Raw genomic sequence first — 14,327 nt, forward strand, 5'->3', positions numbered from 1 at the left:
TGCAGTCACAATCACTACAGTCGCGGTTGCCGCATGACGCGTCGCAACCGCTCGCAGTTATTTGGAGGATACCAATGAGTAGCAAAACGAATCCGAGGCTCAATGATCTCATCGCCGAGCTGAAGTCGACGTCCCGCGAGACGGACGCCGACGTCTGGCGAGACATCGCGGATCGACTCGAGAAGCCCCGGCGTACCCACGCTGAGGTTAACCTGGGCCGCATCGAGCGATACGCACGCGAAGAAGAGACCGTCGTCGTTCCCGGCAAGGTGCTGGGTTCGGGCGCACTGCAGAAGTCGGTCACCGTCGCAGCCGTCGACTTCAGTTCGTCGGCCGAGACGAAGATCGATCAGGTCGGCGAGACCGTACAGCTCGAGCAACTGCTCGAAGAGAACCCCGAAGGATCCGACGTGCGGGTGATCGCATGAGTGTAAACATTTCCGACTTCGACGCCGACGTCGTCGTCGACGCCCGAGACTGCATTCTCGGTCGCGTCGCCAGCGAGGTCGCCCAGCGCGCGCTCGACGGCGAGCGCGTCGCGGTGGTCAACGCCGAGGACGCGGTCATCACCGGCGACAAGGAAGACATCTTCCAGACCTACCGCAAGCGACTCCAGCTCGGCTCCGACAGCGGTCCCTACTACCCGAAGCGACCGGACACGATCTTCAAGCGGTCCATCCGGGGCATGCTGCCGTACAAGAAGCCGCGCGGTCGCGAGGCGTTCGAAAACGTCCGCGTCTACGTCGGCAACCCCTACGAAGACGAGCAGGACGCCCAGATCCTCGAGGGGACGTCGCTGGATCGACTTTCGAACATCCGCTTCGTCCACCTGGGCGAAGTCGCAGACCAACTGGGTGCTAACGTCACATGGTAACCAACACGAGTGGCAAGAAAAAGACGGCCGTCGCTCGCGCCACCGTGCGCGACGGAGAGGGTCGCGTGCGAATCAACTCCAAGCCGGTCGAGCTGGTCGAGCCGGAAATGTCCCGGCTCAAGATGCTCGAGCCGTTCCGCATCGCGGGAGAGGACCTGCGAAGCGAGATGGACATCGACGTCCGCGTCGAGGGTGGCGGTATCAGCGGGCAGGCAGACGCCGTCCGCACCGCGATCGCACGCGGCATCGTCCAGCACACCAACGACGCCGAGCTCCGGGACGCGTTCATGGAGTTCGACCGCTCGCTGCTGGTCAACGACGTTCGCCAGTCCGAACCGAAGAAGTGGGGCGGCCCCGGTGCGCGGGCCCGCTACCAGAAGTCCTACCGCTAAGGTGATCCAATCATGATGGTACCGGTCCGGTGTTTCACCTGTGGCAACGTCGTCGGCGAACACTGGGAAGAGTTCGACGAGCGAGCCAACGAGGGCGACGAGGACCCACAGAAGGTTCTCGACGACCTCGGTGTCGACCGCTACTGCTGTCGGCGGATGCTCGTCAGTCACACCGACCTCGTCGACGTCGTCTCCCCCTACCAGTAACGCACCACCCAACCTATGCAACAGCAACGACACAACCGCTACGAGAAGGCGCGAATCCTCGGTGCGCGAGCGCTGCAGGTGTCCTACGGGGCGCCCGTGCTGATCGAGACGGATCAGACGCAGCCGATCCTGATCGCCGCCGAAGAGTACGACGCCGGCGTGTTGCCCTTTACCGTCAAACGAGGGAACGAGTGAGCGTAGTATGACGCTAATCACCGACATTCGACTCCGACGGATCCTCGACTCGCGCGGCAACCCGACCGTTGAAGCCGACGTCGTCACCGAGAGCGGCGGCTTCGGCCGCGCAGCAGCACCGAGCGGTGCCAGTACCGGCGAGTACGAAGCCGTCGAGCGACCGCCGACCGAGGCGATCGCCGCGGCCCGCGAACACGCCGTCCCCCGCCTCGTCGGGGAGGCCTACGCCGGCAACCAGCGCGAGGTCGACTCGATCCTGCGCGCCGCCGACGGCACGGACGACTTCTCCGAGATCGGTGCCAACAGCGCGGTCGCTATTTCGATGGCCGCCGCAAAGGCCGGCGCCGACGTGCTCGGCGCCCCGCTGTTCCAGCACTTAGGCGGCACCTTCCGCGGAGAGAACTTCCCGACGCCGCTCGGTAACGTCGTCGGCGGCGGCGAACACGCCGCCGACGCGACCGACATTCAGGAGTTCCTCGCGGCACCCGTCGGCGCACCGAGCGTCGAGGACGCCGTCTTCGCGAACGCGGCCGTCCACGCCGAAGTCGCCGACCTGCTCGAGGAGCGCGGACATCCCTCCGGCAAGGGTGACGAGGGCGCATGGGCGCCCTCGATCGACGACAGCGAGGCGTTCGAAATCGTCGACGAGGCGGTGTCGACGGTGCAGGACGACGTCGGCTTCAACATCGGCTTCGGCCTCGACGTCGCGGCCGCCGAGATGTACGACGCCGACTCGGAAACCTACGAGTACGAGTCCGCCGGCGTCAGCCGCGACACCGAGGAACAGATCGAGTACATCGCGGAGCTGGTCGACGAGTACGACCTCGTCTACGTCGAGGACCCGCTCGATGAGGACGACTACGACGCCTTCGCCGAACTCACCGACGAGGTCGGCGACCAGACGCTGATCTGCGGTGACGACCTGTTCGTCACGAACACCGACCGTCTCGTCGACGGGATCGATCGCGGCGCGGCAAACAGCATCCTGATCAAGCCGAACCAGATCGGGACGCTTTCCGACGCCTTCGACGCGATCGAACTCGCCACGCAGAACGGCTACGACTCGGTTATCTCCCACCGCTCGGGCGAGACCGAGGACACGACGATCGCACACCTCGCCGTCGCGACCGACGCACCGTTCATCAAGACCGGTGCCGTCGGCGGCGAGCGAACCGCAAAGCTCAACGAGCTCATTCGAATCGCAGACGACGCGACATGACAGACAACGACACGACCCAAGAAGGGCTCGACGCCGCCGAGGAGGAAATCGACGAGGAGCCAGCCGAAGGGGCTGGCCCCGCCGCCGAGGAGGACGTCGAGCCAGTAGACGAACAGTCCGCAGACGCCGAAGCCGACGAGGCCGAGGCCGACGCCGAAACCGAAACCGAGGAAGACGCCGGTCCCGCCCTCGACGACGACGTGATGTCCGACGAGGAAGCGGACCTGCTGATCCCCGTCGAGGACTACCTCGGCGCCGGTGTCCACATCGGTACCCAGCAGAAGACCTCGGACATGGAGCGGTTCATCCACCGCGTCCGGACCGACGGCCTCTACGTGCTTGACGTCTCCAAGACCGACCAGCGCATCCGTACGGCCGCGGACTTCCTCGCGAACTACGACCCCGAGCAGATCCTGGTCACCTCGAGCCGCCAGTACGGTCGCTTCCCGGCCGAGAAGTTCGCCGAGGCCGTGGGCGCTCGCGCCCGCACCGGCCGCTTCATCCCGGGTACCCTGACGAATCCGAAGTACGACGGCTACATCGAGCCGGACGTGCTGGTCGTCACCGACCCGATCGGCGACGCTCAGGCCGTCAAGGAAGCCATCACGGTGGGCATTCCGGTCATCGCGATGTGCGACTCGAACAACCAGGTCAGCAACGTCGACCTGGTCGTCCCGACCAACAACAAGGGTCGCAAGGCCCTCTCGGTCGTCTACTGGCTGCTCGCCAACGAGGTCCTCGACCGCCGCGGCGCCGAGCCGTCCTACGCCCTCGAGGACTTCGAGAGCTCCGTCTAACGCGGTTTTCATTTCGAACCGTCGGATCACGAATTGCGCCGTTCGTTTTCCGCTGTTCTTCACTACGACAGCCTCGTGTATCCGTCTTCGAGTTGCATCGGCGCTGCCCTTCGCCGATCGCTCGAGCAGTATCGAACCGCGAGCGAAGGAATTACCTCGCGACCGTTCGAAAGGCGGCTATGGACTCCCTACTGTTCGACTTCGAGAAGGAGAAACTCCCCGCGCCGGTCGTCCTCGCGACGATGGGACTGATCGCGCTGTTCGCACTCGGGATTCCGCTTCGGGTGCTGATGACGCTGCTGTAACGGCCGTCCCGTCACTGGTTTTCCGACACGGCCGTAGTTTCCAGTAGCGCCGCGACTCGCTCGGCGGCGTCGACGGCCGTCGAGCCGAAGACGTAGGTCGCCGGCTCGATACCGAACGCGCCCCGGTGGTAGGCTATCCGCGGCACCGTGGACCGCTCGGCGAACCGATCGCGGAGGTGTTCGCCCCGATCCTCGTAGTCAGCGTCGAACTCGAGGGGCTCGATCCCGTGCTCGCGAGCGGCCTCGAGGAGAGCGTCGTCGGTCGCGATGTTGACCGCGCCGCGGACTTCCGGATCGGCATCGCTGGCCGCGAGGACGGCGGTCGCGACGTGTTTCGAGGCCCCGAACTCGGGGTTCGCGGGGATTTCGATCCGGCCGCCCATCGCGTAGATCCGCCCGGGGACGGCGGCGACGTCCGTCACGTCGTCGGCTTCGGGCAGCGCCATCCCGACGTTCGTGCCGACGTTCGGGATATATCGGGCCATTCCCTGTACGGACGCGAGCGTCCGCGCGGCGGTCCGGACGTTCGCCAGGACGTCCCGCTCGGCCCGCACGTCCGGGTCGAGGCCGCGGACGCAGAGGTCACAGCCCAGCCCGCGGAGTTCGGGCATCTCCTCCTCGTGGAGTTCGCAGATCGGGCCCCGATCCTCGAGGCTGCGGATCAGCGAGAGGAGTTCGGCGAGCGCGTCGTAGCCGTCCATATCGCCGCTGGCGAGGCCGTCGGCGATGCGCTCGACGGTCGCGACGGTCTCGGGGTCGTCGCGAAAGCGGGCGTCCCCGCCGCCCTCGCCGCTGACGTACTTGCTGACGGCGGCCTGGGTGACGCCGAGTTCGGCGGCGATCTCCTGTTGGGTCAGGCCGCGGTCGGCGAGTTCGGTCGCGAGCATCGCCCGCACGGTGGGGAGAAAGCGGTCGACGACGAGTTCGCTCGGCAGGACAAGCGACATACGCTCGCGTTCGAGCGATGTCGGCTTAAATCTGTAATTCCCCGGACACCGAGGTATCGGACGCGAGAAGGTAGCTATTAAGCGTCGTCGTCCGAACGCTCGGATATGGCAGTCTCGAGCGCTCCCGGGAAAGTCTACTTGTTCGGGGAGCACGCGGTCGTGTACGGCGAGCCCGCCGTCCCCTGCGCCATCGAGCGACGGGCGCGAGTGGGCGTCGAGCAGCGGGCGGACAGCAAACTACGCGTTCACGCCGAGGACCTGAGTCTGGACGGGTTTACCGTCGAGTACGGCGGGTCGACGGACGACCGGCCCGACGTCGACGTCTCGGAGTCGCTGATCAGCGCGGCGATGGGGTACGTCGACGAGGCGATCGCACAGGTCCGCGACGTCACCGGCGAGGAGGAGGTCGGCTTCGACGTGACCATCGAGAGCGACATCCCGCTCGGTGCGGGACTCGGGTCATCGGCCGCGGTCGTCGTCGCGGCCATCGACGCCGCGGCCCGAGAACTCGGCGTCACCCTCGAGGCCGACGAGATCGCCGACCGCGCGTATCGGACGGAACACGAGGTCCAGGACGGGCAAGCCTCCCGCGCCGACACCTTCTGCTCGGCGACCGGCGGCGCGGTCCGGGTCGAGGGCGAGGATTGTCGCTCGATCGAGGCCCCCGATCTGCCGATCGTGATCGGCTTCGACGGCGGCGCGGGCGACACCGGCCAGCTCGTCGCCGGCGTGCGGAATCTGCGCGAGGAGTACGGCTTCGCGGCCGACACGGTCGAAGCCATCGGCGACGTCGTCCGTCGGGGCGAGGAAGCGCTGGCCGACGGCGACCTCGAGGAGGTCGGCCGGCTGATGAACTTCAACCACGGGCTGCTGTCGGCGCTCGGCGTCTCCTCGCGCTCGCTCGATACGATGGTCTGGGCGGCCCGCGACGCCGACGCCTACGGCGCGAAGCTGACCGGCGCCGGCGGCGGGGGTTGTATCGTCGCACTCGACCCCTCCCCGGAGACCGAGACAGCCCTCTCGTTCACGCCGGGTTGCGAGGACGCCTTCCGCGCCGAACTCGCCGAAACCGGGGTGAAGCGACTCGAATGATCGTCCTGAAGCTCGGCGGTAGCGCGATCACGGACAAGGAGCGGCCCGAAACGCTCGACAGGGAAGCACTCGAGCGGGCGGCCGACGCGATCAGCGGGACACGGGACGGCGCGGCCGGAGCCGAGGACCTCGTCATCGTCCACGGCGGCGGCAGTTTCGGCCACCACAACGCAAGCGAGCACGGGGTGACGACGACTAAGGGGACCCACGACGCCGAAGCGGTCATCGACATCCACGGCGCGATGAAGACGCTGAACCAGTTCGTCCTCCAGCGGCTCCTCGAGCGGGACGTAAACGCCGTGCCGGTCCACCCGTTCTCGACCGCTCACCGCGACGCCGAGGGCGCGCTCGCGCTGCCGACCGGACAGATCGAGACGATGCTGGCGGAGGGGTTCGTCCCCGTCCTCCACGGCGATCTCGTCGCCCACGCCGACGAGGGCGCGACCGTCGTCAGCGGCGACGAACTCGTCGCCGCGCTGGCCCGCGACCTCGAGGCCGATCGGGTCGGCCTCTGTTCGACGGTTCCGGGCGTCCTGGACGATGAAGATGCAGTGATCGACCGCATCGCGTCGTTCGACGATGTCGCGGCCGTCCTCGGTGCGAGTGACGCGACCGACGTAACCGGCGGCATGGCCGGCAAGGTGCGGACGCTGCTCGATCTCGACGCGCCGGCGTCGATCTTCGGCCTCGAAGACATCGAAGCGTTCCTCGAGGGCGGGGAACCGGGGACGACCATCGAGTCCGAGGCGTCGTAACCGAGTCGTCGTAGTCGGAGCAGATCGACCCATTTTCACCTCGAGCATCGGACACGACCAACCCACGGTGTTTTTAACACCCGGGCGTGTAAGGGTACATACCGAGACCCGCGGGCAAGTGCGTTCGGGGCTCACGGTTGTGAGCAACGGCGGATTCGCCGTCCGAGCGCATAGCGGGATGGCCGACGCGCTGTAAGACGCCGGGGCCGGATAACCACTAGTCCGCGGACCGTTTCGATGAGAGTCCATCACGCGGCTTTCAGTACAACGAACCATGGAAATCGAAATCGCAACCATTGGCGGCTACGAAGAAGTCGGACGGCAGATGACTGCCGTCCGCGCCGGCGACGACGTTGTCATCTTCGACATGGGTCTGAACCTCTCGCAGGTTCTGATCCACGACAACGTCGAAACCGAACGGATGCACAGTCTCGATCTGATCGATATGGGCGCAATCCCCGACGATCGGATCATGAGCGACCTCGAGGGCGACGTGCAGGCTATCGTGCCCACGCACGGCCACCTCGACCACATCGGCGCCATCAGTAAGCTGGCCCACCGATACAACGCACCGATCGTCGCGACGCCGTTTACGATCGAACTCGTCAAACAGCAGATCGAAGGCGAGCAGAAGTTCGGCGTCGAGAACGACCTGATCAAGATGGAGGCCGGCGAGACGATGTCGATCGGCGACTCCGGCAAGGTCGACCTCGAGTTCGTCAACGTGACCCACTCGATCATCGACGCGATCAACCCGGTCCTCCACACGCCCGAGGGCGCGGTCGTCTACGGGCTGGACAAGCGCATGGACCACACGCCGGTTATCGGCGATCCGATCGACATGGAGCGGTTCCGCGAGATCGGTCGCGAGGGCAACGGCGTCCTCTGTTACATCGAGGACTGTACCAACGCGAACAAGAAGGGCCGCACGCCCTCTGAGCGGGTCGCCCGCGAACACCTCCGGGACGTCCTCTACAGCATCGAGGACTACGACGGCGGCATCGTCGCGACGACCTTCTCCTCGCACATCGCCCGCGTCAAATCGCTCGTCGAGTTCGCCGACGACATCGGGCGCCAGCCAGTCCTGCTCGGTCGCTCGATGGAGAAGTACTCCGGCACCGCCGAGCGGCTCGACTTCGTCGACTTCCCGACCGACCTCGGGATGTTCGGCCACCGGAAGTCCGTCGACCGCACGTTCAAGCGGATCATGAACGAGGGCAAGGAGAACTTCCTGCCGATCGTCACCGGCCACCAGGGCGAGCCCCGCGCGATGCTCACCCGGATGGCCCGCGGCGAGACGCCCTACGAACTGGACGACGGCGACAAGGTCGTCTTCTCCGCCCGCGTCATCCCCGAGCCGACCAACGAGGGCCAGCGCTACCAGGCCGAGAAGCTGCTCGGCATGCAGGGCGCCCGCGTCTACGACGACATCCACGTTTCCGGCCACCTCAATCAAGAGGGCCACTACGAGATGCTCGACGCGCTCCAGCCCCAGAACGTCATCCCGGCCCACCAAGACATGAGCGGGTTCTCGAGCTACGTCAACCTCTGTGAGAGCGAGGGGTACCAGATGGGTCGTGACCTCCACGTCACGCGCAACGGCAACCTCATCCAGCTCGTGGACTGATACTACTCGCCATGACTACCCCCGAGGCACGAGAGGAGGCGGTACTCGAGGCAGTCCGCAAGCGCCGCGAGCGCGTCAACGACGCGATTCCCGAGGAGTTGCCGATTCAGAAACCGGAGCGGCTCTACGAAGCGTCCCGGTACCTGCTTGACGCGGGCGGCAAGCGACTCCGACCGACCGTCCTGCTGACGGCCGGCGAATCGCTGGTCGACGCCGAGCCGCTGACGACCGATTACCGCGAGTTCCCGACGCTGTACGGTGCCGGCGACGACTCGAGTGCCGCAGCTGCAGGCCCCGATACGATCGACCTCATGGACGCTGCCGTCAGCGTCGAGGTCATCCAGTCGTTCACGCTGATCCACGACGACATCATGGACGACGACGACCTCCGCCGGGGCGTCCCCGCGGTCCACCGGGAGTACGACCTCGAGACGGCGATTCTCGCGGGCGATACGCTCTACTCGAAGGCCTTCGAGATCATGCTCGAGACCGGCGCCGCACCCGACCGCGCGGTCGAGGCGCTTAATATCCTCGCGACGACCTGTACGAAGATCTGTGAAGGCCAGTCGCTGGACGTCACCTTCGAGGAACGCGACGACGTCACGCCCGACGAGTACCTCGAGATGGTCGAGCAGAAGACGGCCGTGCTCTACGCCGCGTCGGCGTGTCTGCCGGCCGTCCTGCTGGGCGCCGACGACGAGACGATCGATGCGCTGTACGGCTACGGGCTCGACATCGGCCGCGCGTTCCAGATTCAGGACGACGTGCTGGATCTGACCGTCCCGAGCGAGAAACTCGGCAAGCAGCGCGGCAGCGACCTCGTCGAGAACAAGCAGACGCTGATCACGGTCCACGCTCGGGAACAGGGCGTCGACGTCGAATCGCTCGTCGATACCGACGACGTCGACGCCGTCACCGAGGCCGAGATCGATGACGCCGTCGCCGAACTCGAGGCGGCGGGCTCGATCGGCTACGCCAATGAGATGGCTCGCGACCTGGTCGCCCAGGGGAAAGAGCGCCTCGAGGTGCTGCCGGACAACGAGGCCCGCGAACTGCTGTTCGACATCGCCGACTACCTGATCGAACGGGGCTACTGAGCCGCGTTTCGGTCCCGACTTTTCGTTTCGTCGCTCGAGCGACCGCGAGCGACGCGTGTCGTCAGCCCGCGGCGTAGATTGCGTAGTTGAGGACGGCCGCGAACGAGACCCAGGCGAGATAGGGAACAAGTAACGCGGCCGCGAGCCGGTCGACGCGGTCGAACGCGACGATCGTGCCCACGATCGAGAGCCAGAGGGCGCCGATCACGACGAGCCCGAGATCGGGCCGCTGCAACCCGAAGAAGACCGGCGTCCACGCGAGGTTCAGCGCGAACTGCACCGCGAACGCGGCGAGCGCGATTCTGACCGGGCGTCGGTGCGTTCCCCGGCGATAGACGAGCGCGAGTGCGATCCCCAGTAACGTAAACAGCAGCGTCCAGACGATCGGAAAGGCGATTTCCGGCGGGAAGAACCACGGCCGGTCGATCCAACTCGTGTCGGAGCCGACGACGAACGACGGCGACGCTCCCAACAGATTGACGCCGAGGATCGCCGCGAGCGCGACCAGGAGATCGCGTCGCTCGAGGCGGCGGAGGCGGGCGTACATAGGTGTCCCTCCGCCGGGAAGACAGGTAGTAATTGCCCCCGCGGGACAACGCCGCGAGCGCTCAGACGAGCAGCGAACCCGCCAGCCCGACCAGCGCGACGCCGAGCGCAAACTTCAGTCGGTCGGCGTCGATGCGGTGGGCGAGCCACCAGCCGAGCGCGACGCCGCCGAGGTACGCGACCGTGATCGGAACGAACAGGCCGAGGCCGACCGCGTCGCGGAGCAGGTAGCTGAGCGACGTAAACAGCGCGGTGAAGACGACGACGATCTGGGTGACCGCGATCGTCACGAGCATCGGCACGCCGACCAGCACGAGCGCCGGGGCCGACAGCGCCGCGCCGCCGATCCCCAGCAGGCCGCCGAAGGCGCCGATCACGAGCCCGATGGCGGCGAACGCGGCGAGATCCGTCCGCGTCCGAGTTCGACGCGCGGCTCGAGACCGCGATACTCCCGATAGATGATATTGCCGCCGACCGACGCCAGCAACGCGGCGAGGACGATGCCGTACGCCGTCCGCGAAAGGGCGGCGTTGGCCTGCACGCCGACCCACGTGCCGACGGCGGCCGCCGCGCTGACCGCGCCCGCGATCGGCCAGTCGATCTCGCCCGAGCGGGCGTAGACGAAAGTCCCGAAGATCGCCCCGACGGTGAAGATCGCGCTCGAGGTGCCCGCGACTTCCGCGCTCGAGAGCGACGTCAGCAGGTAGAGGCCGGTGACGATGAGGATGCCGCCGGGCCCGATCGTCGCGACGATCACCCCGCCGAGGAAAGCCAGTAGGAGGAGGGCGACCAGCGTTTCGGTGGCGACCACGAATCAACTCTCGGCCGGAGGTAGTCGATCCGGTCGGTTAGCTACTTCCCTTGCGGCGTCCGAATTCGACGATCCGTCGCGGGGTCTCGGAGCGCCGCACCGCCGACACGGCCCCGCGGCATCGTCGTCTCGAGCGTGACGCACGGGTTGAATCTTCCGGGCGCAATCACTTCTCCGGCCGTAGCCTCGCTACACTTGTCTTGCTATCAACTATGGTTGGTCACCCACTCGAAATACCCCCTTCCCTGACACGAGCGCGATCCCCGATCGACGCGCAACGGTTCGATATTCCCTGGTCGTCGATCAGCGTCCGTCACCTCCTGCGAATCGATCGCTCCGACGCGAGGGCAGACGAATGAGCATCCGCAACCTCTCCCCGGTCGACTACGTCGCCGGACAGGTACAGCAGTACGGACTGGCGTTCGTCATGGTCGCCAGCTACTTCGGCTCGGGCTCGGTGTTCATCGCCAGCCAGGCGGGCGTGATGCACGGCTACACGTTGCTGTGGGCCGTCGTCGGCGCCGCCCTGCTGGGCTTTATGGCTCAGGACATGAGCGCCCGCCTCGGCATCCACGGTGAGCCGCTGATGATATTCGTTCGGGAGAAACTCGGTCGTCCGCTGGCGACGGCGATCGCACTCTTCCTCTCCGTCGGCTGCGTGGCGTGGACGCTCGGGCTGGTCGCGGCCGTCGGCGCCGGGGTCTCGTTCCTCACCGGCGGCGCGATCCCGTGGCAACCGATCGCCGTCGCGACGACGTTCGTGGCGATCGGCGTCGGCCTGCTGGCCTACGACACCGTCGAGAACGCCATGATCGCGATGATGCTCTCGCTGATGGTCGTCTACGTGATCGTCGCGCTCCCCAGCGGTGCGGACCCCGGCGCGGTCGCAGTCGGGTTCGTTCCGACGGCGGACACCTTCGGCGCGCTGGCGATGGCCGCCGGCCTGCTCGGTACGACCGCGCTCTGGCCCAACTTCTTCCTCGAGTCGATCCTCGTCCACCAGAAGGGGTGGACCGACGAGAGCGACCTGCCCGAGGCGCGGACGGATCTGGCGGTCGGCTACGCCGTCGGCGGGCTGACGACCGTCGCCATCCTGATCGCCGCGGCCGCGTTGCTCCGTCCGATGGGCTTTACGGAACTCGAGACGTTCATGACGCCCGGCGAGGCCTTGGTCGAAGTGCTCGGCGTGTGGGCGATGGTGCTTTTCATCGGCGGCGTGATCGCCGCGGCGTTCAACAGCATCATCCCGATCATGTGGGCGCCGGCCTACATGATCCCGCAGGCCGCCGGCTACGACGTTCGGCAGGGCGACCGGCTGTTCAAGCTCGTCTTCGCCGGACTGACCGGGGTCGGTATCTTCTCGCCGGTGATCAGCTGGGCGCTCGACCTCTCGGTCGTCGACATGGTGATCCTGTTCCCGATGTACAACGGGATCTTCGGGCTGCCGCTTGCGGCCGCGCTTTTGTTCTGGGCGGTCAACGACCGCGAGACCATGGGCGAGTACCGGAACTCGCGCAAGCTCAACGTCGTCAACGCCGCGCTGGTGCTGCTGGCGATCGTGCTGGCCGCGCTGTCCGTCCGGGACTTCCTGGCCCTGCTCACCGGCGGCGGCTTCTGAGGGGCCGACGCCGCTCGCCGGTCGGCGCACGGTCGGGGCTCGGTCACGGCTCGCTCGAGGCGCGAATCCGCGGGGGTTTTGGTCCGGGCACGAATACCGCTGGGTAATGAACGACGACTTGCGCGAACGCGTCGAGCGCGAGGCCGAAAAGCACGCGCTGTTGAACGCCGTCAAACACGAGAGCGACGCCGACGTCGGCGCCATCATGGGGCCGCTGATGGGCGACAATCCCGATTTCCGCCCGCACGGCGACGAGATCCCCGGCGTTATCGGCGGCGTCGTCGGCCGGGTCAACGACCTCGAGTACGAGGAGAAACGCGAGCGCCTCGAGGAACTCGCCCCCGAGGAACTCGCGGAAATCGAGGCCGAGGAGGAAGAAGACGAACACGCCCTTCCCGACCTGCCCAACGCCGACGAGTACGACGAGGTCCGGATGCGCGTCGCGCCGAACCCCAACGGCCCGTGGCACGTCGGCCACGCCCGGATGCCCGCCGTCATCGGCACCTACAAGGAGCGCTACGATGGCTGGTTCTGCGTCCGGTTCGACGACACCGATCCCGAGACCAAGCGGCCGGATCTCGACGCCTACGACGCCATCCTCGAGGACCTCGAGTACCTCGGGTTCGAGCCCGACGACGTCTACCGGGCCAGCGACCGCCTCGAGACCTACTACGACCACGCGCGGGAACTGATCGAGTTGGACGGCGCGTACACCTGCTCCTGTTCGGGCGAGGAGTTCTCCGAGCTGAAAAACAGCGGCGAGGCCTGCCCGCACCGCGACAAGGACGCCGAAACCGTGCTCGAGGAGTTCGAGGCGATGGTCGACGGCGAGTACGAGAGCGGCGAGATGGTGCTTCGGGTGAAGACGGACATCGAGCACAAGAACCCCGCGCTGCGCGACTGGGTCGCCTTCCGGATGATCGACACGCCTCACCCGCGCGAGGAAGCCAGCGAGTACCGCTGCTGGCCGATGCTGGACTTCCAGTCGGGCATCGACGACCACCTGATCGGGATCACCCACATCATCCGCGGGATCGACCTGCAGGACTCCGCGAAGCGCCAGCAGTTCGTCTACGATTACTTCGGCTGGGAGTACCCCGAAGTCGTCCACTGGGGCCACGTCCAACTCGACGCTTACGACGTGAAGATGAGCACCTCGACCATCTCCGAACTAATCGAGGACGGTGAACTCGACGGCTGGGACGACCCGCGCGCTCCCACCATCAAGAGCCTGCGACGGCGGGGCATCCGCGGCGAGGCCATCGTCGACGCGATGGTCGACCTCGGCACTTCGACCAGCGACGTCGACCTCGCGATGAGTTCGATCTACGCCAACAACCGCGACCTGATCGACGACGAGACCGACCGCCGGTTCCTCGTCCGCGAGGGCAACCAGGTGCCGCTGGCCGGCGACCCGCCCGCCGAGGCCAACCCGCCGCTGCACCCCGACCACGAGGACCGCGGCGTCCGCGAGATTCCCGTCGGCGACTCCGTCCTCCTCGAGCCCGACGATCTGCCGGCCGAGGACGCCGAGGACAGCCGCGTCTGGCTGAAGGGCCTGGGCGGATTCCGGTTCGACGACGGCGTCCTCGAGTACACCGACGACGATATCGACGTCGTCCGCGAGGAGGGTGTCGACGTGATCCACTGGGTGCCGGCCGAGGAGAGCGTCCCCGTCCGTATGCGTACGATGGACGGCGACGTCCGCGGGCGCGCCGAACCCGCCGTCGGCGACCTCGCAGCCGACGAGATGGTCCAGTTCGAACGCGTCGGCTTCGTCCGGATCGACCGGCAGGACGACGACGAAACCGTCGTCTACTACGCTCACGCGTAAGCTCGACGGTC

18 protein-coding genes are annotated in these 14,327 nt (G+C 66.7%); 14 read left to right on the plus strand and 4 right to left on the minus strand.

Annotated features, from left to right (window positions below; genetic code table 11):
* The first annotated feature begins 74 nt into the window (after positions 1–74).
* From ATJ93_RS08705 to ATJ93_RS24350, 8 genes are all read left to right on the plus strand, one after another.
* On the plus strand, positions 75–428 hold the full coding sequence (locus tag ATJ93_RS08705) for a 50S ribosomal protein L18e (protein ID WP_120244272.1): 354 nt from the start codon (positions 75–77) through the stop codon (positions 426–428).
* Positions 425–874, plus strand: coding sequence for a 50S ribosomal protein L13 (locus ATJ93_RS08710; RefSeq protein ID WP_120244273.1), 450 nt, complete (start codon positions 425–427; stop codon positions 872–874). The genes ATJ93_RS08705 and ATJ93_RS08710 overlap by 4 nt, the downstream gene beginning before the upstream one ends.
* Positions 868–1,266, plus strand: a complete 399-nt coding sequence (locus tag ATJ93_RS08715; protein ID WP_013878279.1) for a 30S ribosomal protein S9 — start codon at positions 868–870, stop codon at positions 1,264–1,266. Before ATJ93_RS08710 ends, ATJ93_RS08715 begins: the two co-directional genes overlap by 7 nt.
* 12 nt (positions 1,267–1,278) lie before the next feature.
* The gene (locus ATJ93_RS08720) at positions 1,279–1,473 is read left to right on the plus strand and encodes a DNA-directed RNA polymerase subunit N (RefSeq protein WP_120244274.1); all 195 of its coding nucleotides are present in this window, start codon (positions 1,279–1,281) and stop codon (positions 1,471–1,473) included.
* A 15-nt stretch (positions 1,474–1,488) separates the two neighbouring features.
* Positions 1,489–1,668, plus strand: coding sequence for a DNA-directed RNA polymerase subunit K (locus tag ATJ93_RS08725; RefSeq protein WP_013878277.1), 180 nt, complete (start codon positions 1,489–1,491; stop codon positions 1,666–1,668).
* Positions 1,669–1,675: 7 nt separating this feature from the next.
* Entirely contained in the window at positions 1,676–2,887 is a 1,212-nt protein-coding gene (eno, locus tag ATJ93_RS08730; RefSeq protein WP_120244275.1) for a phosphopyruvate hydratase, read from the plus strand.
* Positions 2,884–3,684 carry a 30S ribosomal protein S2 gene (rpsB, locus tag ATJ93_RS08735; RefSeq protein WP_120244276.1) on the plus strand — a complete coding sequence of 267 codons (801 nt, stop codon included), beginning with the start codon at positions 2,884–2,886 and terminating at the stop codon, positions 3,682–3,684. Before eno ends, rpsB begins: the two co-directional genes overlap by 4 nt.
* 179 nt (positions 3,685–3,863) lie before the next feature.
* Positions 3,864–3,989, plus strand: a complete 126-nt coding sequence (locus ATJ93_RS24350) for a hypothetical protein (RefSeq protein WP_281271537.1) — start codon at positions 3,864–3,866, stop codon at positions 3,987–3,989.
* Positions 3,990–4,000: 11 nt separating this feature from the next.
* Here ATJ93_RS24350 and ATJ93_RS08740 read toward each other — a convergent pair whose 3' ends face one another.
* Positions 4,001–4,936: a thiamine-phosphate synthase family protein gene (locus ATJ93_RS08740; RefSeq protein ID WP_120244277.1), complete on the minus strand. Its 936-nt coding sequence runs from the start codon at positions 4,934–4,936 to the stop codon at positions 4,001–4,003.
* A 105-nt stretch (positions 4,937–5,041) separates the two neighbouring features.
* On the opposite strand from ATJ93_RS08740, the gene mvk reads away from it, so the two are divergent.
* The 4 genes from mvk (at position 5,042) to idsA3 (ending at position 9,507) form a co-directional block, all read left to right on the plus strand.
* A complete protein-coding gene (gene mvk / locus ATJ93_RS08745) occupies positions 5,042–6,028 on the plus strand; it encodes a mevalonate kinase (RefSeq protein ID WP_120244278.1) in 987 nt (328 codons plus the stop codon).
* On the plus strand, positions 6,025–6,783 hold the full coding sequence (locus tag ATJ93_RS08750) for an isopentenyl phosphate kinase (protein WP_120244279.1): 759 nt from the start codon (positions 6,025–6,027) through the stop codon (positions 6,781–6,783). The genes mvk and ATJ93_RS08750 overlap by 4 nt, the downstream gene beginning before the upstream one ends.
* A gap of 274 nt (positions 6,784–7,057) precedes the next feature.
* On the plus strand, positions 7,058–8,410 hold the full coding sequence (locus ATJ93_RS08755) for a ribonuclease J (protein ID WP_120244280.1): 1,353 nt from the start codon (positions 7,058–7,060) through the stop codon (positions 8,408–8,410).
* A gap of 11 nt (positions 8,411–8,421) precedes the next feature.
* Positions 8,422–9,507, plus strand: coding sequence for a geranylfarnesyl diphosphate synthase (gene idsA3, locus ATJ93_RS08760; RefSeq protein ID WP_120244281.1), 1,086 nt, complete (start codon positions 8,422–8,424; stop codon positions 9,505–9,507).
* Between the two features lie 61 nt (positions 9,508–9,568).
* Here the strand turns inward: idsA3 and ATJ93_RS08765 are convergent, their stop codons facing one another.
* The 3 genes from ATJ93_RS08765 to ATJ93_RS24020 all read right to left on the minus strand — a co-directional run bounded on the left by ATJ93_RS08765 (position 9,569) and on the right by ATJ93_RS24020 (position 10,864).
* Complete coding sequence (locus ATJ93_RS08765; RefSeq protein ID WP_120244282.1) at positions 9,569–10,054, minus strand: TspO/MBR family protein; 486 nt, start codon at positions 10,052–10,054, stop codon at positions 9,569–9,571.
* 61 nt (positions 10,055–10,115) lie between these two features.
* The gene (locus ATJ93_RS24015; RefSeq protein ID WP_245977536.1) at positions 10,116–10,430 is read right to left on the minus strand and encodes a TSUP family transporter; all 315 of its coding nucleotides are present in this window, start codon (positions 10,428–10,430) and stop codon (positions 10,116–10,118) included.
* Positions 10,427–10,864, minus strand: a complete 438-nt coding sequence (locus tag ATJ93_RS24020; protein ID WP_245977537.1) for a sulfite exporter TauE/SafE family protein — start codon at positions 10,862–10,864, stop codon at positions 10,427–10,429. The genes ATJ93_RS24015 and ATJ93_RS24020 overlap by 4 nt, the downstream gene beginning before the upstream one ends.
* Positions 10,865–11,219: 355 nt before the next feature.
* On the opposite strand from ATJ93_RS24020, the gene ATJ93_RS08775 reads away from it, so the two are divergent.
* Together ATJ93_RS08775 and ATJ93_RS08780 are read left to right on the plus strand one after the other, a co-directional pair.
* Positions 11,220–12,482: an Nramp family divalent metal transporter gene (locus ATJ93_RS08775; protein WP_120244283.1), complete on the plus strand. Its 1,263-nt coding sequence runs from the start codon at positions 11,220–11,222 to the stop codon at positions 12,480–12,482.
* A gap of 106 nt (positions 12,483–12,588) precedes the next feature.
* Entirely contained in the window at positions 12,589–14,316 is a 1,728-nt protein-coding gene (locus ATJ93_RS08780; RefSeq protein ID WP_120244284.1) for a glutamate--tRNA ligase, read from the plus strand.
* Positions 14,317–14,327 lie beyond the last annotated feature (11 nt).

It is taken from the genome of Halopiger aswanensis (assembly GCF_003610195.1).
Lineage (GTDB): Archaea > Halobacteriota > Halobacteria > Halobacteriales > Natrialbaceae > Halopiger > Halopiger aswanensis.